General features: G+C 32.2%; 17 protein-coding genes and 1 tRNA gene. 9 read left to right on the forward strand and 9 right to left on the reverse strand.

Annotated features, from left to right (window positions below; translation table 11 throughout):
* Nucleotides 1–126: 126 nt before the first annotated feature.
* From NTX22_03895 to NTX22_03920, 6 genes are all read right to left on the reverse strand, one after another.
* The gene (locus NTX22_03895) at nucleotides 127–1566 is read right to left on the reverse strand and encodes a TolC family protein (GenBank protein MCX6149650.1); all 1440 of its coding nucleotides are present in this window, start codon (nucleotides 1564–1566) and stop codon (nucleotides 127–129) included.
* 52 nt (nucleotides 1567–1618) lie between these two features.
* Nucleotides 1619–2914: an ABC transporter permease gene (locus NTX22_03900; protein MCX6149651.1), complete on the reverse strand. Its 1296-nt coding sequence runs from the start codon at nucleotides 2912–2914 to the stop codon at nucleotides 1619–1621.
* A gap of 1 nt (nucleotide 2915) precedes the next feature.
* Nucleotides 2916–4289 carry an efflux RND transporter periplasmic adaptor subunit gene (locus NTX22_03905; protein ID MCX6149652.1) on the reverse strand — a complete coding sequence of 458 codons (1374 nt, stop codon included), beginning with the start codon at nucleotides 4287–4289 and terminating at the stop codon, nucleotides 2916–2918.
* A 245-nt stretch (nucleotides 4290–4534) separates the two neighbouring features.
* On the reverse strand, nucleotides 4535–6025 hold the full coding sequence (locus tag NTX22_03910) for a HAMP domain-containing sensor histidine kinase (GenBank protein ID MCX6149653.1): 1491 nt from the start codon (nucleotides 6023–6025) through the stop codon (nucleotides 4535–4537).
* Nucleotides 6026–6179: 154 nt separating this feature from the next.
* Nucleotides 6180–7346 (reverse strand): hypothetical protein, encoded by a 1167-nt coding sequence (locus NTX22_03915; protein MCX6149654.1) that lies wholly within the window; start codon nucleotides 7344–7346, stop codon nucleotides 6180–6182.
* Between the two features lie 11 nt (nucleotides 7347–7357).
* The gene (locus NTX22_03920) at nucleotides 7358–8713 is read right to left on the reverse strand and encodes a multiheme c-type cytochrome (protein MCX6149655.1); all 1356 of its coding nucleotides are present in this window, start codon (nucleotides 8711–8713) and stop codon (nucleotides 7358–7360) included.
* A 434-nt stretch (nucleotides 8714–9147) separates the two neighbouring features.
* On the opposite strand from NTX22_03920, the gene NTX22_03925 reads away from it, so the two are divergent.
* Nucleotides 9148–9990, forward strand: coding sequence for a TonB family protein (locus NTX22_03925; GenBank protein MCX6149656.1), 843 nt, complete (start codon nucleotides 9148–9150; stop codon nucleotides 9988–9990).
* A gap of 94 nt (nucleotides 9991–10084) precedes the next feature.
* Nucleotides 10085–10157, forward strand: a tRNA-Ala gene (locus tag NTX22_03930).
* A 395-nt stretch (nucleotides 10158–10552) separates the two neighbouring features.
* Here the strand turns inward: NTX22_03930 and NTX22_03935 are convergent.
* From NTX22_03935 to NTX22_03945, 3 genes are all read right to left on the reverse strand, one after another.
* Nucleotides 10553–12034, reverse strand: coding sequence for a B12-binding domain-containing radical SAM protein (locus tag NTX22_03935; GenBank protein ID MCX6149657.1), 1482 nt, complete (start codon nucleotides 12032–12034; stop codon nucleotides 10553–10555).
* Nucleotides 12035–12064: 30 nt separating this feature from the next.
* Nucleotides 12065–12634 (reverse strand): sigma-70 family RNA polymerase sigma factor, encoded by a 570-nt coding sequence (locus NTX22_03940; protein ID MCX6149658.1) that lies wholly within the window; start codon nucleotides 12632–12634, stop codon nucleotides 12065–12067.
* Between the two features lie 374 nt (nucleotides 12635–13008).
* Nucleotides 13009–13629, reverse strand: a complete 621-nt coding sequence (locus tag NTX22_03945) for a hypothetical protein (GenBank protein MCX6149659.1) — start codon at nucleotides 13627–13629, stop codon at nucleotides 13009–13011.
* Between the two features lie 19 nt (nucleotides 13630–13648).
* Here NTX22_03945 and NTX22_03950 point away from each other — a divergent pair, with 19 nt between their 5' ends.
* The 7 genes from NTX22_03950 to NTX22_03980 all read left to right on the forward strand — a co-directional run bounded on the left by NTX22_03950 (nucleotide 13649) and on the right by NTX22_03980 (nucleotide 20234).
* A complete protein-coding gene (locus NTX22_03950; protein ID MCX6149660.1) occupies nucleotides 13649–14044 on the forward strand; it encodes a hypothetical protein in 396 nt (131 codons plus the stop codon).
* Nucleotides 14045–14212: 168 nt separating this feature from the next.
* A complete protein-coding gene (locus NTX22_03955; protein MCX6149661.1) occupies nucleotides 14213–14545 on the forward strand; it encodes a hypothetical protein in 333 nt (110 codons plus the stop codon).
* The gene (locus tag NTX22_03960) at nucleotides 14542–15861 is read left to right on the forward strand and encodes a SpoIID/LytB domain-containing protein (protein MCX6149662.1); all 1320 of its coding nucleotides are present in this window, start codon (nucleotides 14542–14544) and stop codon (nucleotides 15859–15861) included. The genes NTX22_03955 and NTX22_03960 overlap by 4 nt, the downstream gene beginning before the upstream one ends.
* Nucleotides 15854–16432 (forward strand): Maf family protein, encoded by a 579-nt coding sequence (locus NTX22_03965; GenBank protein MCX6149663.1) that lies wholly within the window; start codon nucleotides 15854–15856, stop codon nucleotides 16430–16432. The genes NTX22_03960 and NTX22_03965 overlap by 8 nt, the downstream gene beginning before the upstream one ends.
* Nucleotides 16433–17392 (forward strand): lysylphosphatidylglycerol synthase transmembrane domain-containing protein, encoded by a 960-nt coding sequence (locus tag NTX22_03970; protein ID MCX6149664.1) that lies wholly within the window; start codon nucleotides 16433–16435, stop codon nucleotides 17390–17392.
* A gap of 19 nt (nucleotides 17393–17411) precedes the next feature.
* Nucleotides 17412–18665: an isocitrate dehydrogenase (NADP(+)) gene (gene icd / locus NTX22_03975; GenBank protein MCX6149665.1), complete on the forward strand. Its 1254-nt coding sequence runs from the start codon at nucleotides 17412–17414 to the stop codon at nucleotides 18663–18665.
* Nucleotides 18666–18980: 315 nt separating this feature from the next.
* On the forward strand, nucleotides 18981–20234 hold the full coding sequence (locus NTX22_03980; protein MCX6149666.1) for a T9SS type A sorting domain-containing protein: 1254 nt from the start codon (nucleotides 18981–18983) through the stop codon (nucleotides 20232–20234).
* Nucleotides 20235–20295: the final 61 nt, after the last annotated feature.

Genomic DNA, 20295 nt, shown 5'->3' on the forward strand with positions numbered 1-20295 from the left:
ATTCTATGACTATAAATATGAGTACAACAAAACCGATAATAGCAATTATTTCCATAACCACCTTCGATTTTTGATGTAAAATATAAAAGCTATTTCTTTAAGTCAAGTTGGAATTGAAACGAATTATTATTTGGACTTACTGAAATCAACAAGAGTCTTTCTTGATAAATCTGCAAGAGCCAGGTTATAATCAATTAGAGCCCCAAGGCTGCTTATTTTTGCATCCGTTAAACGCTGCTGTGTTTGTTGTAAATCGAAACTTGTTATGTTGCCGGCTCTGAACCTTTCCACACTTATATTGTAACTTTTTTCAGCCACTTCAACAGTTTTACTAAGAACATCAACACGCGATTTTGCGGATTGAACCCGGTTAACTGCCTGTAGAATTTCATTTACAATAGATTGTTTTTGGTTTTCATAACTTACCTGGGATAATTTCAAATTCGCTTCTGCGGATTCTACTTCGCGGGTGTTTTTACCCCAATCCCAAACAGGAACTGAAACTGTAAAAATAACGTTACGGTTATCTAAAAAATCTTTGAAAATATTTTTATAATCGTCTGCGTTTTTATTAATTCCATAATTCAAATTTAGTTCAGCTTTTATTCTTTTTCTTGCATCAACTTCATCAACAGATAATTCATTCAGCTTTATATCAGTCTCCGAATTGAAAAGTTCCGGACGATTTTTAAGCGCGGCTTGAATAGCAGTATTTTCATCTACATCCACTAACTTAAATTCAATTGAAGCAACAACATCAATATTTTCATCAAGGCTCAAACCAATCAGAAGTTTAAAATTATTTTTTGCTTCATCAAAACGGCGTTGCGAACTTAGCAAATCATCTTTACTGGAAGCAAGATCAACTTCAAGCTGAAGAGCCTCAACTTCAGCTATCAAACCAGCTTTAAATTTGTTCATAGATGTTTCGAAAGAAACCTGGACTTGGTTTACTTTCTCCTGAGTTATTTCCAGATTTTTCTTTTTCTGATATAAATCATAAAAAGCTGCAGTTACGTTGTAAACAATATCTGCCTGCGATTTTGTATAATTCTTTTTCGTCTTTTGTAAATTCAATTCAGCTCTTTCTAAGTTTGCGCTAAGAGTATTGAACGTGAACAATGGTTGTCTTAAACGTAAACTTAGGTTCGAAAAATAATCTCTGTTACTTTGTGAAGAAAAAGATTGATCTCTGCGCATTAGCGAACCGATTACGGAAAATTGTCCGTTAGTAAAAACTATTGGCTGATTAATAAAAAGTCGGCTTTCGAAAGTTGTGTTGTTGATCTGGTAATATTGCTGCAAACCTGTTACTGTATTAAACTGGCTCGATAAACTTCTGGAATAACTTGGTGCATCAACTTCCATATCGATTGATGTCATCAATCCAAGTTTTACCGCTTCTAATGTTTTTTCTGAACTGATCAAATTAAAATCGGCAGATTTGATTGAGTAGCTTTCTTTTAATGCAATCGAAAGCGCATCTTCCAGGGTTAGAATTCTTTGAGCAAAAATATTTGAAATGAAAATAAAAAATATAAAAATGGAACTGAATATTATTTTCATCGAAAAATCCTTTTATTAAACTTTGGAATGAAGTTCAAAATCAACCATCAATTTATTCATATCTAAGAGCTTCGATTGGATCTTTATCCGCTGCTTTCTTAGCCGGATAAATTCCAAATCCTAATCCAACTGCAGCAGAAACAAAGAAGGCAAGAATAACAGAGAATGGTGTTATTATAGTTCTCCATTCCGCATAAGAAGTAATAGCGGAAGTAAGTATGAACCCTAATACAATTCCTAATATTCCGCCGGTTATACTTATTGTTAAAGCTTCAAAAATAAATTGATCAATCAAATCGCGCTTAGTTGCACCAATTGCTCTTCTAACTCCAATCTCTCGTGTTCTTTCAAGAATATTTGCAAGCATTATGTTCATAATTCCAATTCCACCAACTAAAAGAGAAATCCCGGCAATTGCACCCATAACAATATTAAATATTTTTTGAGTTTTTTGTTTTTGTTCAAGAAGTTGTTCCGGTAGAATAACCTCATAATCTTTAACTCCAAAATGTTTTCGTTCAAGAGTTTTAGTTATAAGATGAGCGGCTTCTTTAAGATTATCAGAATTATCAATTTTTATAACTAATTGATCAACTGAAGTTTTATCCACAACGGCTAACGCTTGATCTGAATTGGAATAGAAGAAAAAGACTCCTCCACCAAAGTCCGGTTGTTCTTCAAGCTTTTCCATTTTATACGCCATAGTGGAAAAGGGAACATAAATATCTTCATTGAAATTACGAATGCCTAAACCTTCCGTTCCTGCTGTATTTTTAGAAGCTACAACACCAATTACATTAAACCAGAGTGTTCCGATTTTAATTTTCTTTTGTATCGGTTCTTCAAATTTGAAAAATTTATCTTTTACTCCGGAACCAATAACGCAAACATTAGAATAACCGTCGAGATCATATTTTTTAAAGAAAGTACCGTAATCCATTTTTGAATTTAAAATGCTAAAAAAATCCGGAGTTGTTCCGATTATTTTGCATTCAATTATATTGGATTTATAAGTTACATTATTTTTTATTTCGCGCTGAGGTACAACAACTTGTACATAAGGATTAACCTGGATGATTGCATCAGCGTCTTTAGTGGAAAGACCCGGAGAGAAAGATGTTTTTGACTCCTTGGTTTTTTCTTTAATAATTACTTTGTTAATGATAATATTGTTAGTTCCCATCAGTTCTATTTGTTCGATGGTTTCCTGCTTTGCACCCTCGCCAATAGAAAGCATTGCAATTACAGCGGCTACGCCAAACACTATTCCAAGCATAGTTAAAGAAGTTCGCATTTTATTAGATTTAAGTTCGTTCAATCCAATTTTTAATACTTCAATTCTTTTCATTTCATTTACCTGTATTTGGCATACTTACAGTTTTACCGGATTCCTTTTCTTCCTCGAGTGTTATTGTTGGATCTCTGAGCGCAACTACATCACCATTTTCAATTCCTTTTTTAATGATGATAGAGTTTTCACTTTTCTCTCCAACCTCAACAACAGTTTCATCAAAGCTGGAACCTTTTTTAACATAAATAATTTTTTTACCCTGCTTCTCAAATACTGCTTCCTGTGGAATGAAAAGCACATTTGGAATTTGATTAATAATAAATTTATTACTGGTAGTCATTCCAGGTTTAAGAATTGAAGATTTGCTTTTGATGCTTACTGTAATTTCAAAAACCTTAACTGTGGAATTTCCTTTTGTCTTACCTAAAGAAGCAACACTGGAAATCTCACCCTCAAATACAGAATCCTGAAATGCATCTAACCGCACTTCTACTTTTTGTCCTTTGCTTATTCGGCTTACATCAACTTCATTTACACTTGTTAAGCTTTCAATCGATGAAAGATCCGGCAGTGTAATTACAGTGCTTCCACCCCAGGTATTATCTCCGATTGAAAACTTTCGACCATTATTGCTCCAATTAGTTTCGTAAACAACTAATCCTTCTCTTGGTGCAGTAAGAGTAAGCATTGCCAAATCAGTTTTCGCTTTATCCAGGTCAGCCTGTCTTTGTTTTATTTCTATTTCCGTTCTATTCTTTTCGGATTGCAAAATTATCTTTTTAGATTCTATATCTTTCTTTGTTCTATCATAGCTTAACTGGTCTTTCTGATGCTGTAGTTTTGCCTGCTGTTGTTTAGCTTCTGCTTCAAACTTCATCTGTTCAAGAGAAAGCTTGGATAATTCATAAGTTAGCTCAGCACTTTTAAGATCGGATTCCATCTGTGCTTCCTGGGAGCGATGACCTGCTGCTTGTTTTTCTTTTTCAGAAACTGCTATTTCAAGTTTAGCTTCCGAATCTTTAAGATTGCTGAAAGCTTCGGTTGGATCAAATTTAAGGACTGTATCGCCACCTTTAACATAATTACCTTCAGGAATTAAATAGACGATTTTTAAGTTCCCTCTAATTCTTGGGGCAACAACGGCAACTGAATTCTTTGCACGGAGCTCACCGCTTTCAGTTATCGAAACTAAAAAATTTCCTTTTTTAACTTTATAAACGGGAATATTAGGAATGGAAGATCGAAAGACGTTTAGTATTCCATATACAAATACTATTAGAATAACTGCAATTGTAATTAAAGTGCTTTTCCTTTTTAAAAATGGTGGAAGTTTTGACATTTTCAGTTTTGTCTGCAATTTATCTGTGGAGGATTTGAAAATCTCTTTAATTGAATTTCTTTTAAGTGTGGACTTTAGAACGTTTTCTTCCATTATACATCCATTTTAAGTAAAACTTTGTGTAAAACTAACTAATTTATTTTTGGAATTGAAATGTTATTTTGTTGAAAATGCATTTTATGTTTAAAGGAAAAAGTTGGATTGGAATGGTTCAGACAAAATATTTTTTTAACTAAAATTTTCCAAATAATAAGTAAGTATTAAAGAAAGTAATCAGACGATTATGTGGTATGCTAACTATAACAAAGAAATTGTGATTCTGAAAATCTACACCTCAATTATTTTTTTATTGGCAATTCAAAAGTAAAGGAAGATCCGATACCTAATTTACTTTTAGCCCAAACACTTCCGCCATGATCTTCAATTATATTTTTTACAATCCATAATCCTAATCCTGAACTTTCCTCTCCGTGTGTTGGTTTTGCACTTAGCTTAGCACCTTTTGTAAAAAGTTTGGGTATATCATCCTCTGGTAAACCAATGCCATTGTCCACAACTTCAACAAATACTTTTTTATCGTTAAAATAAGAACGCACTTGTACAACCGCATTTGGTTTAGAAAACTTGATTGCATTGTTTACAAGATTATCAATTACTTCATAAATTTTTTCAATATCAAAAGATAGTTCCGGACAGTGTTGCGAAGCATTATTAACAAGTTTTATATTCTTTCTTTTTGCATATGCTGTATTTTGATTGCACACATTATCAATAACGGTTTTAATCGAAGACTTAACTAAAATCAATTCTGGTTCCGGTTCCTTTTTTCCTATAACAACAGACATTTGCTGTGCTAATTGAACAATGCGGACAGAAGTGCTTGCAAGGTATTGCATAATTTCCTGCTGTTCAACTGCATTCAAATCATATCCTTCCAAAAGCTCTACATAACCTTTTATTGCAGAGGCGGGATTTTTTATATCGTGTACAGCGATTGCAAACAACTTTTCTTTTTGTTCCTGAAGTTCTTCCAGCCGGCGTTTGCTTTCTGTAAGTTTATCTTTTTGATCTATTAGTTGAGCATTTGAATTTTCCAGATTAATAACATAAGATTTTAACTCTTTTATCTGTTCTTTTAAGAAATCTTTATGATCATCTAATTTTTTAAATTCTGTTTTTAACCTGGTGTTAGCTTCTACAAGATTTCTTACTTTTTCAATTAGGTGGCTATCCTGTCTGTTAGTATTATTATTTTGCCTTTCAGAAAAATCGAATTTACTTTCGTCATCTTTCTTTGAGGGCATTCTTTTACGTTTGGAGATTTTTTTTATTGAGAGAATTACGGTTGAGAAAAATATTATTGTAGCAAAAATAATTACTGCATAAGTTAAAATCTGTTTATAGCTATCCAGTTTTTTTTCAACAATAGATTGGCTTGCAGTAGATTGGGAATTATTAACAGTAAACTGGGTTACAACCGGGATGGATTCCCAACCATCTTCTGCATATCCCTGTATCTTTAAAATATAATTTCCTTCCTCAAGATTGGAAAATGAAATTGATTTTCCGTGTGGGTCTTCCAGATTAACTAATTTACCATTAAGGAAAATCCGAAAAAGAATTTCATCCGAAGCAATTTTATTTTGAGCAACAGTAAAATAAAAAGTAATTATTTCTTTTTGTTTAATTATTAGGTTATTCCATTCTTCTAAAGAAACTTCTTTGCTTTGTATTGAAATTGAAGTGAGTTTTGTCCGGTTTTCCTGAGAAAAAATTATGCCAATGGAGGATAGATAAATAAAAAGAAAGAGGAATAAAAGCCGGTTCATATTTTACTCATTAAGAATGTTTTTTAGGTCTAAAATGCTTCAAAATTATGTTAGAAATTTACTGGTTTCAATTTATATTATCGGAATTATTTTTGAAATTTCTATCAATTCTAAGGAATAATCTTAATTGTATATTCATTTGGTAAATGAAACATCAAAATGAAGCTACAAATCCAATTCCGAATTTCCCATATTCATCGTATAAGTTATAATTAAATTCTCCAACTAACCGTACATTTCTTTTCAACATATAACCAAGACTAAATGCAGCGGATTTTAAATTTATTCCAGGCACAGAGCTATCATCCTTATCTAACCAATTTACCAATCCAACTGCGTACCATTTGCTATCATCACCATCGGGTTTGAAAATCAATTCTCCGAATACTCCACGAGTTGCAATTAATTTATTGCTGGTCTTTAGAAAGAGTGGGTTTTTATCTCTCCTTTCCAAATACTGAAAATTAAATTCGAACTGATTATAGGAAACTGTTGCATCTATCCCACCTATTGCTAATTTATTAACATTATTGAACTGTTCTTCGTTACCATAATATCCGAATCCACCTACACGAAAATTTTGTGTAATCTCTTGCGAAACTCTTCCAAAAAAATTCTTGTATTTATCTTTATCAAAAACATCGTCTTCAGCTCTATCAATACCATTTCCATTTAGGATTTCCAGCGCAAATGTTGTTTTGGACGGTAAATTATAAGTCATAAAAATACCTCTATCATAAGTAAGGTTAACATTTGATAACCCGACCTTAAATTTATATACGGCATAATCTTCCAAAGTCAAGCGCAATTCCCTTTTAAATAACGGATCAGAAACCTGGAATTGTCCTATGGATATATTCAGTGGTAACCCAAATACATTATTGAAAGTTAGGTAAGCATCTTCTAAGCCAATTACTTCTCCATTTTCAATTATAAAATAAAAGTAGTAGGAAAGGTTATTTGCCAAAGCCCCACCGGATATAAATTTTATAATTGATGGAGCGCCGAAATCTAATTTATTAGAGTTGTTTTGATTATAAGTAGCAATTCCATCAATCCTAATAGCTAAAGGTACATCTCTTAAAAGGGATAATTCATCATCGCCCGTATTTGTAAAATATCTTGGCGCATCATTATCGCTTATAACGAATCCATTGTTTTCAAACTCTTCACCAAATGGTTTTAATTTTGGGAAAGGGGAATGGCAGTTTTTACATGTCATATTATACTTTCTTGCAAAAGCAGGAATTGAAAATGAATCTTTGGACATGAGTACAAAAAGTAAAACTATATTAAGTAGAATTGCAATATTTTTTTTCATCAGATACTCCATCATTCTAACACAGTAAATGTTGTTGAACTCTCGTTAACTTTTATTATTTCTGATTCATCCGGAGAAACACCAAGAAAATCTGCTACTGATTTAATCAATCTTTGGTAATAAAGTGTTGCAGTAACTGTTACGTTGCCAGAAGCAATATCATCCGGAAGATCAAAAGTACAAGTTTCCATTTTTGTCTCTTGTGGTCCAATACGATAATCAACTCCAAGAGATTTTGTGTTCCATTGCATTATGGTCATTCCCCCCTGGGGATTAAAATAAGGCATTCTGAAAATCCGATCCCCAATTGGAACACCATCACGTTGAATTCCTTTAAAATTTGGTTCGCTAAGTGGAATTCCCAAATCCTGATAAGCTAATACATCAGAACCAATAGTGTATTCTTCGCCATCAAAACCTTTTTTATCAACTGGTAAATGAAAAACTTTTCCTTTCGAATCAACAGCATCTACGTGCATCCATACAATCCGGTCTTCAACTGAACCTGTTGGAAATTTATGTCCGGCTTTTTGATTAAACAATAAAATACTAATCTTAACCTCTTCACCTGGTTCAGCTACTCTAATATCGGGATTAATTCGTAATTCAATTGTACCTTTTATTTTTCCAGGATCGTGAGCACCATGGAAAAGATGCTGGTTGGCATCGCTATAAATATTTCCCATCATCGCAGTTTTACTTTCAGCTTTGGGCATATGGCAAGTTTGGCATTGAACCCCATTCTTAAAATACGGACTTGCTTTCCATTCAAGATGAGTTGACTTTACCCAAATACCGTAACTATCTTTTTCATTATGACAGATCCCACAAAAATCTCCTGAATTAAAAAGTTCAAGTTTTTTTGATTCGTGAGCTGGAGAAGTTAAACCTGTTCGGGAGCCAAACTTAGTTCTTCCTGTTTCAATAGTGTAATTAAAATTGAATGGAGTATCACCAGAAAAACCAGTTATTGAATGACAAACGGAACAAGAAACAGATTCATTTGCGCGTGAATTTTTTTCTGGTCTTGCCGGTGGAATATCACCAACCATAAAAGTCATTGGAGAATGACACCCTATGCAGTTGGCTTTTTCTTTAGCAAAAAAGGTATCTTTTTCTGCGTGTGGAACAGCAAGCTTAAAATATTCAATTTCATTCCATTGGTGAGTATATGATTGCGACATTAAAGATTGCTTCCATTGCTGATAAAAATCTCTATGACATGCACTACCACAATATTCAGGCTTTTCAAAATCGCTATATTTTTTTGTACCGAATAACTGACTACCTGATTTTGGTTGAGCTGATAATTGGTTTACCGTTATATAGATCAAAAACATTGTTAAAAATCTGGTCAGCAAATTCATATTAACTCCACCATTCACATCAAATGGAAATTAGAATCGTAACAAAATTAAAAAACTTAGTATAAAATAATAATTTGGTTTTACTTAAATATTTTTGATTTGAAAAATAAATCCATTGATAAAAATGCCTGGTAAATGCAGAATAACCAGTAGAAAATATTTTGTTGCTAAATGGTCAGTAGCTTTTAGTGAGAAGCATATAAAATTTATTCTAAGGATTTTTGTAACTGCAAAATTCATAGTATCTTTTTCGGAATTAGATTTTATTTTTAACTAAATATTCAAGACAAAAAATTATTTCTAACCTATATTACAATTGTGAAGATAATAAAAAGAAATAAATGAAAACAGAAATATTTCTTTACCTAAATGCTTTATAACAAAATCATTATATTTGATTAAGCAAAATATTTTTTAGGAAAGATCAGAGTAAAATGTATTCAAAGTTCATTTTAATACTAACAATTTTATTTACGTGCCTATCAATTAGTAAAGCACAGGATGGATTAGTAAGAAGTTATTACTCTACTGGCAACCTTGAGTCTGCGATCTATTATATAAATGATGTACTTGATGGAACTTCAAGATTTTTTTATGAAGATGGAGTTTTGAAGGAAGAAAAAACTTATTCGATGGGAAAACTTCACGGCTGGATAAAAACCTATTGGGAGAATGGAGCACAAAAGGAAGAATTTTATGTAAAAGACGGGGTGAAGGATGGTATTTCAAAAGAGTTTTACATCAATGATGGTCTAAAATTATTAAAGATTTATGATGTAGGTAGATTAAAGCGAAGTCAATTTGTGGAATATGATTCATCGTTAGCTCCACCAAATAGAGAATCGATTAGAAGTCTTGCAAATACAAAAGAACAAATTAAGAAGTTGAATGAGAAGGATAAGAAAATTCTCCCCGATCCAGTTGAATCGATTGTTTTTGGAAATAAAAAAGAAATTGATAAGGAACCCACTAAAGAAATATATTATACATTAGTCGATGAATTTCCTAAACCAACTGGTGGACCCAGCGAAATTTTTTCTAAAGCTGTTTACCCTGAATATGCAAAAGAAAATAAAATAGAGGGTATAGTTATTATTAGAACTTTTATTGATGAAAATGGTACTCCTGTAAAAACTGAAGTTGTTAAAGGTATTGGATATGGTTGCGATGAAGCTGCTATGGATGCAATAAAGTTAACAAAGTTTTCATCACCAAAGATTAATGGGAAACCAGTAAAATTTCAATTGCTGATTCCGGTAAAATTTAGAATCAATTAGTGTTCGGTAGAGACATAAAATAAACTGAAGACAAAAGAAGTCGATTCTAAATTGACAAATAAATTTATCTTCATTAACTTTAAAACAAGATTTTGGGGCTATAGCTCAGCTGGGAGAGCGCTTGAATGGCATTCAAGAGGTCAGGAGTTCGATCCTCCTTAGCTCCACAAAATCAAAATAGAAAAAGAATTTTATTTTCAGCAAAGAAGAAGCGTCCCGATAGCAATCGGGAAGGTCAGGAGTTCGATCCTCCTTAGCTCCACAAAATATTTTATAAATATTGCGGTATTTATGACCTCCCAAATAATTTGGTTACTCCCCAAGTCAAATTAATCTAAATGCCACATTTTTAATTTTAAATAGATATTCAAAAGCTTGCTTGATTTCATAAAATGAAATCATTCAAATTAATATTATTCAATTTAGAATAGGGGATTTTTATGAAGTATGGTTAATAAATTGGAAGTATGGTTCGTAAATGTAATTAACCAGAATAGAAGTTGGTCCAATCGAACAGACATAAAATCTAAAATTTTCTATTTACTTTTAAATAAAAATACTTTTAACAAAAATCGTTGGATATTTTCCTAAAATGGAATCCATAAATTGTAAATAGAATTGCCAGTGAGAAAAGTTTAGGTTTTCGGAACAACGACCAGAAAAATAACTTCCAATAGTAAATTCTTTCCTCTCCAATAATTCCTAATTTTATTATCGATTTGAATAATGCCATTATATAATTTGGATTGAGATGAAAAACTTTTTTTGATTTCGGTTCAAAATCTTTTAGAAAGTGAATAACTCGTTCATAATAGTATTTAGGTGAATAGATGGTGCGGAGGATTTTTTTATATCCATCGAGGAGAACTTTTGAATCCATATGAGGAATAAAGTTAATAGAAAAGTCTGTATTGTTACCAGTAAAATCGTTTAACAATCTTCCTTCATTCTCCAGTCTTTTCTGAAGTTTAGTTCCTTTAGGTGCATTTAGTAAACCCACCATTGCTGTAACAATACCACTTTCTTGAATAAAATCTGTCAACTTTTCGAAAATTGAAGGTGGATCATTATCAAATCCAACAATAAATCCTCCCTGAACTTCTAATCCGTATTCATGTAAAGTCCGAACACTTGATATTAGATCGCGATTTCTGTTTTGGTTTTTATTACATTCAACCAAACTTTCTTCGTTGGGTGATTCAATACCGATAAATACAGCTTCAAATCCCGAATTAACCATAAGTCGCATTAAGGTGTCATCATCTGCAAGATTGATAGAAGCCTCTGTGTTAAAGTAGAAAGGTCTTTTTCTTTTCTCCATCCAATCAGCAATTGCAGGTAGTATTTCTTTTTTAAGTTTTACTTTATTGCCAATGAAATTATCATCAACAAAAAATACCGGTCCTTTCCAACCTGTAAAATATAATGCATCTAATTCGGCTATTACTTGTTCTTTTGTTTTTGTTCTCGGTTTTCTTCCATAAAGAACTGTAATATCACAAAATTCGCAATCGAATGGACAACCACGAGAATATTGAAGATTCATTGAACTATAACTTTTTTGCGAAACTAATTCCCACATTGGTAAAGGTGTTATTGAAATATCCGCCCATTCTTCTGAAGTGTATAATCGTTTTGGCTTTCCATCATTCAAATCACTTAAAAATTGTGGGAGTGTAATCTCAGCTTCATTAAGTACAAGATGGTCAACGCTATCGTAATTTTCTGAACTGCTGGTAAATAATGGACCACCGGCAACAATTTTTGTTTTTAGATTTCTACATCGTTCAATTACTTCATTGGCAGATTCACTTTGAATTGACATCGCGCTTATAAATACAAAGTCAGCCCAAAGAATATCTTTATCAACCAACTCGCTGGTATTCATATCTATTAATTTTTTGTTCCATTCATTTGGAAGCAATGAAGCTACAGTTAATAATCCTAAGGGTGGGAAACTTGCTTTTCTTGAAACAAATTTTAAAGCATGCTTAAAACTCCAGAATGTATTTGGATATAATGGATAAACCAATAATATGTTCATTTATTTTCTCCGCCTAAAAATGTTATTTCTTTATTTTACGTAACCATTCTTTTGGGCATATTGATAAAGCATGGCATAAAGAATTTTTCTTGTACGATGTAAACGTGAACGGACGGTGCCAACCGGGCAACCAATAAAATCAGCAATTTCTTCATAGGAGTATCCCTCAATATCACACAGAAAAACAATTGTTCGGGATTCATCAGGCAATGCTGATAGTGCGTAAGTAATTTCATCATCAAGAATATTATTAAAATCATCGTTGTTATAGTGCCTGGATTTCACTTCATCGGATTTAATTGTTTCATAAAAATTTTCAATGTCTTCATAATTAACTTTCACTGGTTCTCTTTTCATTTTACGGTAATCATTTATGAACGAGTTTTTCATAATTTTGAAAAGCCAAGCCTTTGTATTGGTACCTTTTTTATACATATCAAAAAATCTAAATGCTTTTAATAATGTAGACTGCACTAAATCATTAGATTCGTCATTATCGTGCGTCATTTTCAAAGCAAAATTTTTAAGCGGATTTAAATGAGGTACTACTTCAGAATAAAAATCTGAATATTGATAATTCGTTTCAAGTTGTTCATTCATCATTACCTCCATTTGCTTTCTGTATTATGTATGATTTTATGGTAATATTTATTAACACGCACTTTGTTTTGAAACGTATTCGATTTACTACTATATCTCTAACCATATTTTTCTAAACAATTCTTAAGTAAGAATAATTTATTACTTAGTTTTATGTTTCAATAGGATTTAATAGTTGAAAAGATATTAACGCCATTAGAACGAGGCAATAGTTCATAAGGATGAAAAAGGAACTACATCCTTTGGATGATATCGAATTCCAGAAAAGCTGGATTTTATTGGAATAGCTTCTGATTGCTTCTAAGGAAATAAATCTGGTAGGTTAATTTGAGAGAATTCCGAATAAAAATTTTGTGAACAGATTTTAAACAATATTATACATTTCTGATTAAAAGCACTCCGGAATAAATTACTTCAATTTCATCTTTCTTAACTATTAAAGAATCAGAAATATTTTCAGAATAAAACTGGATAAAGTTTTCTGGTAATTCTCTATAATACTTTAATAATTGCCTGGAGGATTTTAATCTCGCTGCTACCAAAGAGTCGTTTGTTAATTTAGAATCAATATCAATTAACACTTTATCTCCTTTCCGTAAAAATCCAAAAGCTTTTTGTTCATTACAAATTACCACAAAGCAATTTTCTTTTTTAGAATATGGTAGTACAATCGTTCCGATAATATTATGAGTGGAAAATAAATCTTCACCAAGAATTTGAGATACAACAGGGTACTCATTTCCTGAAACATTAAAAAGTTCTATGTTCTCATCAAATAAATTTTGAGAATAAGCAATTTTATTAGTATCACTGTCATCTATCTTTATGTTTAATCCTTCCTCAAGTTTTTTAATAGTAACCTGGTTAGGTTTTTTTGTAGCACCTTTTTTTAAGTTATAAAAAACTTTAGAGCTGATGGAAGTTTTAAGCTCAAGTTCATTATCACTTATCCTAAAATCTTTCTCAAGTTTTTTAATGAAGGATTGCCAGTTCATAGATATATCAATTTGTTGGATGGAATCTATTCAAAAACTTGAGAATTATCAAGAAATTAATATTCTTAATGAGTGTCTGGCAGAAATTTCTTTCTGCGAATTAATAAGTTTCTTTTCTAGTCTTGCAACTTGTACACACGTACTAATTGCCCGGAAATTTGTGGCTAACGATTTTAATGGATGCGGAAACGTTTTGAACACTTCCTTAGTTTTATCGTTTTCAGTTGGATTGATTGTGAGACTAATTGGTGTTACTTCAGCATTATTTATTCCTTTTTCTTATTTTATTGGAGTTCATTTAGGTTATGGACTTATCGGTGCATGGATTGCACTTCCAGTTTATATCATTCCATATTCAACTGCAATTTATGTTAAATTCAGATGGGGGAAATGGCAAACTGAGAGGAATTTTTGATTTCTTGGAATTTGGAGGTAAGAATTTAAATTATTTATTTTTGCCAAACCGCTTGACAATATTTGCAGGTTAATTTATATTTACTACGGAATGAAAAGAAACATTACAATATTAAGCATATTTCTAATTCTCATAACTATTGGTACCACTTTGGCTGGTGCATACCTCATGTTTTTCCAAGGGAGGAGTGAGGGTGACAATATTGTTTTAGAATGGAAAACAGCCACCGAAGAGAGCGTTCAGAATTTTGCTATTGAAAGAAAAGCAATTAACAGCCATGATTTTACAACTCTTTCCTACATATCTCCAAAAGGAAATAACTCCCTTTATACCTACACTGATGAGAATGTTTATAAAGCAACAAGTGATATTTATTATTATCGCCTTGCGATATACGAAAAAAATAATCCTACTCCATCTCATTCAAGTGAAATTAGTGTGACTCATAATCCTTCCGACGTTAGACGAACGTGGGGAAGTATTAAAGCAATGTTCAGATGATATTGAAATTTGGCACATCTAAGATGTTTGCATTTTCAAAAATAAAGTTCCTCTTGATTTACATTCCAATAATTTTTTATTTAATTTTTTTAACCTACAGTTGTGCTCCTCTAAGTGAAACTCAAACTAAGGAAGAAAAGGATTCTGTTGAAGTAACTGTTCCCCAAATTAGTCGTCCAACACAAATTAGAGTATTGATTGAAAACGATTTTGCTAAAAAAGAAATTCAGTTCTCAATTCCTGTTCTTATTAAATTTAATGATTCTCTAATAGCAAGTGCAGATTCTAAAGATAAAATTAAATTTGATATAAATGGTGGCAATATTGAGTTGAAAATTGGTAAGAAAAAATATGAAAATCCATCATTCGATTTTGAATCTAAAAATCCCAGTCGTTACCTGGAATATAATAAACAATCATATCCTGGTAAGTTGCGGTTAATTTATAATTCAGAGAAATTTTGGTTAGTAAATATTTTAGAAGAAGAAGAATATGTACAAAATGTTGTAGCTGCTGAAACGGGTAAACAACTTCTTACAGTTCAAAACCTTGAATCCATCAAAGCTCTTGCGGTTTGTGTTAGGAATTATTCCTACCTAAAAATTAATGAACATAAAGATGCATTTGATGTTCATGATGATACTAGAGACCAATTGTACAAAGGATTTATTAAAAGTGATAATGTTCTTGATAGTGCAATTATAAAAACTAAAAACCAGGTTTTAACATTTGAAAATCAATTGGCTAATGTTTTTTATTTTTCTTCTTGTGGGGGATTTACTGAAAGCTCTGAAAACGTTTTTCCAAAAGCAACTGCACCATATTTAGCAGGAGTAAAGGATGGTGAGGGACCAAACTGTAAAATCTCTCCTTCGTTCAATTGGGAAGAATCTTTTTCTCAAAAACAGTTAATTAATCTGCTTGTACAAGCAAATTACCTTACTGGCAAGGATTGGGTGCTAAAAGATATTTATATCGCAAGCAGGTTTAAATCTGACCGGGTAAATGAACTAATTTTTAGTACTGAAAATAAACAAAATGAATCTAAGAGAATTGTTTTGAGCGGTAATTTAATACGTTCTGTAATCAAAACAAATCAAGGTAAAAATCTTCTAAAAAGCACAGTCTTTGATGTTGCAGTAAAAAGAAAAAAAAATAATGATATTGACCAGATTAAATTTGTAGGTAAAGGAAATGGGCATGGAGTTGGTTTATGTCAATGGGGTGCAATTGGATTAGCGCAACAAGGGCAAAAGTATGATGAGATTTTACAATTTTATTTTCCGGGTACTAAGTTAGAAACACTGAATGATTAATTCTGACTTGCCAATATATCTTGCCTCGCAATCTCCACGTAGAAGAAAATTATTAAAACAATTAAATCTTGAATTCAAATCCTTTAGTGTTGAGCTTAAGGAAGAATTTTTAGATGGGGAACATCCTGTAAGCACAGTTAAAAGACTTGCACTTGAAAAATTGAACCTGGCAAAACTTAAAATAAGTAAAGGAATTATAATAACTGCAGATACGATTGTGGTTCTAAATCACCATGTCCTTGGTAAACCAAAGGATAAAAAAGATGCGATGCATATATTAAATTTACTTAGTAATAAAACACATATAGTTTATACTGGATTTGCTGTTTATAATTCTCATTCCAAAAAGACAAAAATTAATTTTGAAAAAACCCTGGTAAAATTTAGACGGTTGGGCAGGAAAGAAATTATTGATTATATAAATACCGGCAGTCCGATGGATAAAGCTGGTGCTTATGGAATCCAGGATGATTTTGGTGCTGTCTTTGTAGAAAAAATTACAGGTTGTTATTACAATGTTGTAGGGCTACCGCTTACAAAACTGTACAAAACATTAAAAGAGATTGTTTGAGTGATAGAAAAAATAAGAAGAAATATTTTCACCTCGCTTGCTGTTGCCGCTGTTTTATATCTTGGATTTACCATTTACGCCGATTACAAGCAAGTTATTATTGCTTTTGAAAGATTTAACTGGCTGCTATTTCCTTTTTTACTTTTTTTATCCTTAATGAATTATCTTACAAGATTTTTTAAGTGGGATTATTATATAAGGCTTTTAAATATCCAATTAAGTTTTGTTGATTCGATTGCAATTTTTATGTCTGGATTTATTATGAGCGTTACTCCGGGAAAAATGGGAGAACTTATGAAAGCATACCTGGTGAAGCAGGTAACGCACGAATCTGTAAGTAAAGTAGCTCCCATTATAATGATGGAAAGGATAACAGATTTTATTGCGCTGGTCTTTCTGGCAATGATTGGCGCATATGTTTTCAATTATGGAACGTTCGTTATTATTGGAACAGGTATTTTCTGGATTTTACTTACCATTATTATCAGTCATAGAAACTCTTCATTAAAAATTATTGACTGGCTGGGTAAACTAAAATTCCTATCTAAGTACCACGATAAAATGATGACAGCTTATGAAAGCTCATTTGTAATGGTAAAACCCTTTCCTTTGTTTTACACAATAATTATAAGTCTTTTTTCCTGGTTCTTTGAATGTTTTGCTTATTATCTCATTCTTGTTAATTTTAATCTAAACATTTCAGTTTTATGGGCAACCTTTGTTTATACTTTTTCAATTATAGCAGGCGCTATTACAATGATGCCCGGAGGATTAGGTGTAACTGAAGGTTCTTTAACTTATTTAATGATCAGATCAAAAGTTCCAATGAATGTTGCTGTTTCTTCAACATTTATTATTCGGGTTGTTACTTTATGGTTTGCTGTTTTAATCGGAATTTTTGCTGTGGCTTTTTATCAAAAAAGATTTGGTAAAATTGCTTTTGAATCAAATGGAAATTAATTATAAGGAAATTAAATAAATGACTGAATATAAGCACATCAAACTGCCTTCAGATGGAGAAAAAATAAAAGTAAAAAATGAAAAACTTCGTGTTCCAAATAATCCCATCATACCTTTTATTGAAGGAGATGGAACTGGACCAGATATTTGGAAAGCATCAAAAGCTGTTTTTGATAGCGCCGTTGAAAAAGCATATAAAGGTAAAAAGAAAATTTCCTGGATGGAAATATATGCCGGTGAGAAAGCAACAAAAGTATATGGAGAAAACGAGTGGCTTCCAGAAGAAACTGTGGAAGCAATTGCTGAATTTATTGTTGCAATAAAAGGTCCGCTTACTACTCCTGTTGGAGGAGGTATTAGAAGTTTAAATGTGGCACTAAGACAAAAACTGGATTTATTTGCTTGCATTCGACCTGTAAAATATTATCCAGGAGCACCAAGCCCGATGAAGAAACCCAAAGATGTAAACATTATAATCTTCCGTGAAAATACAGAAGATGTTTATGGTGGAATTGAATTCAAGGCTAATTCAAATGAAGCAACCGAACTTATTTCTTTTATCAACAATCGTTTTAATAAAGGAATTCGTCCGGATTCCGGAATTGGTATTAAACCAATGAGTGAGTTTGGTTCCAAACGTTTAGTAAAAAAAGCTATTGATTATGCAATTATTAACAAATGTAAAAGTGTTACTCTCGTTCACAAAGGAAATATCATGAAGTTCACGGAAGGTTCCTTTAAAGAATGGGGTTACCAGTTAGCAAAAGAGGAATATCAGGAAACCTGCATTACAGAAGAAGAATTGAATTCCCTTTATGGTGGCAAATTGCCAGAAGGTAAAATTATTATTAAAGATAGAATTGCTGATAGTATGTTCCAGCAGCTTCTTTTAAGACCAAGTGAATATGAAGTTTTAGCCACACCAAACTTAAACGGAGATTACCTTTCTGATGCGGCTGCTGCACAAGTTGGAGGATTAGGAATAGCTCCAGGGGCTAATATAAGCTATCACGTTGGACTGTTTGAAGCAACACATGGTACAGCACCAAAATATGCCGGACTGGATAAAATAAATCCTGGTTCATTAATACTTTCCGGCGTAATGATGTTGCAATATATTGGCTGGGGGAAAGCAGCAAAGATGATTGAAAGAGCTATAACAAAAACAATCAAATCCAAAGTTGTTACTTACGATTTTGCCCGGCTTATGATAGGTGCAAAAGAAGTAAAAACATCTGAGTTTGCTGCTGAGATTGTAAAGAATATGAAATGAGGTCCCTCTAAAAAGCCCAAATACTCAAATTGTTATTTCCACAACAGTGGGAAGCTATTCAAAATTCTAGGTTCTATAAATTCCCGCTTGCCTGCTGCAAGCAGGTTTTCATACGAATGACCTTTTTAGACCAGACTTTATTATTAATCTAAAACCAAAAAAATACCACGATCAGGCGATTGCGCCATTTATACTACTACCATAATTTTGCTTTATCTTAAAGAAAAATCATAAAATAAATACTTAAAAAATAGATTCAATAACTATCGCTTAACAAACATTAAATCATTTAACAAATAGGGAAAAGGTACAATTATGAAAAAATTCTTACAAATGTTGGTGCTTTTAATAGCTTTGATTACTTTATCTTCGTCATTAGCATACTCACAAAAAGGCTGGTGGAAATTTGATGATGCTGCTAATTTGACTGCTGCTGTACCCGGTTACGGAAGTGCTTTGGAACTTACAGGAACTCTTACGGCTATAGCTGGTCCAACTGGTTCAAACGGCGCTGTAACTGTTCCTAAAGGAAGTTATTTAAAAATGACTCACGGTATTGCACCAAATGGAGGTAGAACTAAAGTTAACAGTTATTCGCTTTTAATTGATTTTAGAATTCCAGTAGCTGAATGGCATAATTTCTTTCAAGTAGATGAAGTGCCTAATACAAGTGATGGTGATTTATTTATAAAACCAACTGGTGAGATTGGTACTGCTGGAGCTGGTTATTCTACATTTTTAACCGCATTAAATACTTGGTATAGATTGGTAATTACCGTTAATAATGGAGTTGCCAATAAATCATATATCGATGGTCAGTTAATTAAGGACTGGAATGCATATGAGATCGATTCCCGTTATGCCCTTAATCCTACTTTACTTCTTTTTGCTGATGATGATGGCGATGATGGAGATATTGATGTTGCAGAAGTTGCAATATGGGATTCTCCTCTTTCAGCATCTGAAGTTTTAGCAATGGGAGGAGTTGGAATATTACCACTTCCTGTTGAACTCGCTTCTTTTAATGCAGCACAATCGAATGAAGGTATAGTTCTAAATTGGTCTACTATTTCTGAAAAAAATAATAGTGGATTCAGTGTTGAAAGAAAAGGACAAACTGACAATTGGCAATCAATAGGATTTGTTACCGGAGCTGGAACATCCACAGAAAAACACAGTTATTCTTTTTCAGATCAGGTTGATGGTTCAGGTAAATATTCTTACCGGTTAAAACAAATTGATCTTGATGGCAGTTTTAAATATTCACAAACAGTTGAAGTTACAACAACTCCAAGTGAGTTTAAATTGCTTAATAATTATCCAAATCCTTTTAACCCAGCTACATTCATTGCTTATGAATTATCAACAGATGCATTTGTAACACTGAAAGTTTATAATGCTACTGGCGAACTTGTTGCTGAGTTAGTTAATGAACTTCAAGTTTCAGGAAAGTACAAAAAGAGTTTTAATGCTTCTTCGCAATATAAATCATTGTCAAGCGGTATCTACTTTGCTGAACTCAGAGCAAATGAAAAAGTTCAAAGAATTAAAATGATGTTATTGAAGTAATAAATTATGAATACGGCTGCATCAAACAATTTGAAAAATGCTCCTGATGCAGCTGATCATT

Source organism: Ignavibacteriales bacterium (genome assembly GCA_026390815.1).
Classification (GTDB): Bacteria; Bacteroidota; Ignavibacteria; order Ignavibacteriales; family SURF-24; genus JAPLFH01.

What these genes read in the sequence shown, in the direction of transcription:
- NTX22_03935 (MCX6149657.1), bottom strand. Translation starts at nt 12,034, where the DNA reads ATGAACATATTATTGGTTTATCCATTATATCCAAATACATTCTGGAGT.
- NTX22_03980 (MCX6149666.1), top strand. Translation starts at nt 18,981, where the DNA reads ATGAAAAAATTCTTACAAATGTTGGTGCTTTTAATAGCTTTGATTACT.
- NTX22_03900 (MCX6149651.1), bottom strand. Translation starts at nt 2,914, where the DNA reads ATGAAAAGAATTGAAGTATTAAAAATTGGATTGAACGAACTTAAATCT.
- NTX22_03910 (MCX6149653.1), bottom strand. Translation starts at nt 6,025, where the DNA reads ATGAACCGGCTTTTATTCCTCTTTCTTTTTATTTATCTATCCTCCATT.
- NTX22_03940 (MCX6149658.1), bottom strand. Translation starts at nt 12,634, where the DNA reads ATGAATGAACAACTTGAAACGAATTATCAATATTCAGATTTTTATTCT.
- NTX22_03965 (MCX6149663.1), top strand. Translation starts at nt 15,854, where the DNA reads ATGATTAATTCTGACTTGCCAATATATCTTGCCTCGCAATCTCCACGT.
- NTX22_03915 (MCX6149654.1), bottom strand. Translation starts at nt 7,346, where the DNA reads ATGAAAAAAAATATTGCAATTCTACTTAATATAGTTTTACTTTTTGTA.
- NTX22_03960 (MCX6149662.1), top strand. Translation starts at nt 14,542, where the DNA reads ATGATATTGAAATTTGGCACATCTAAGATGTTTGCATTTTCAAAAATA.
- NTX22_03920 (MCX6149655.1), bottom strand. Translation starts at nt 8,713, where the DNA reads ATGAATTTGCTGACCAGATTTTTAACAATGTTTTTGATCTATATAACG.
- NTX22_03950 (MCX6149660.1), top strand. Translation starts at nt 13,649, where the DNA reads ATGGAATCTATTCAAAAACTTGAGAATTATCAAGAAATTAATATTCTT.
- NTX22_03925 (MCX6149656.1), top strand. Translation starts at nt 9,148, where the DNA reads ATGTATTCAAAGTTCATTTTAATACTAACAATTTTATTTACGTGCCTA.
- NTX22_03895 (MCX6149650.1), bottom strand. Translation starts at nt 1,566, where the DNA reads ATGAAAATAATATTCAGTTCCATTTTTATATTTTTTATTTTCATTTCA.
- icd (MCX6149665.1), top strand. Translation starts at nt 17,412, where the DNA reads ATGACTGAATATAAGCACATCAAACTGCCTTCAGATGGAGAAAAAATA.
- NTX22_03945 (MCX6149659.1), bottom strand. Translation starts at nt 13,629, where the DNA reads ATGAACTGGCAATCCTTCATTAAAAAACTTGAGAAAGATTTTAGGATA.
- NTX22_03905 (MCX6149652.1), bottom strand. Translation starts at nt 4,289, where the DNA reads ATGGAAGAAAACGTTCTAAAGTCCACACTTAAAAGAAATTCAATTAAA.
- NTX22_03955 (MCX6149661.1), top strand. Translation starts at nt 14,213, where the DNA reads ATGTTTTTCCAAGGGAGGAGTGAGGGTGACAATATTGTTTTAGAATGG.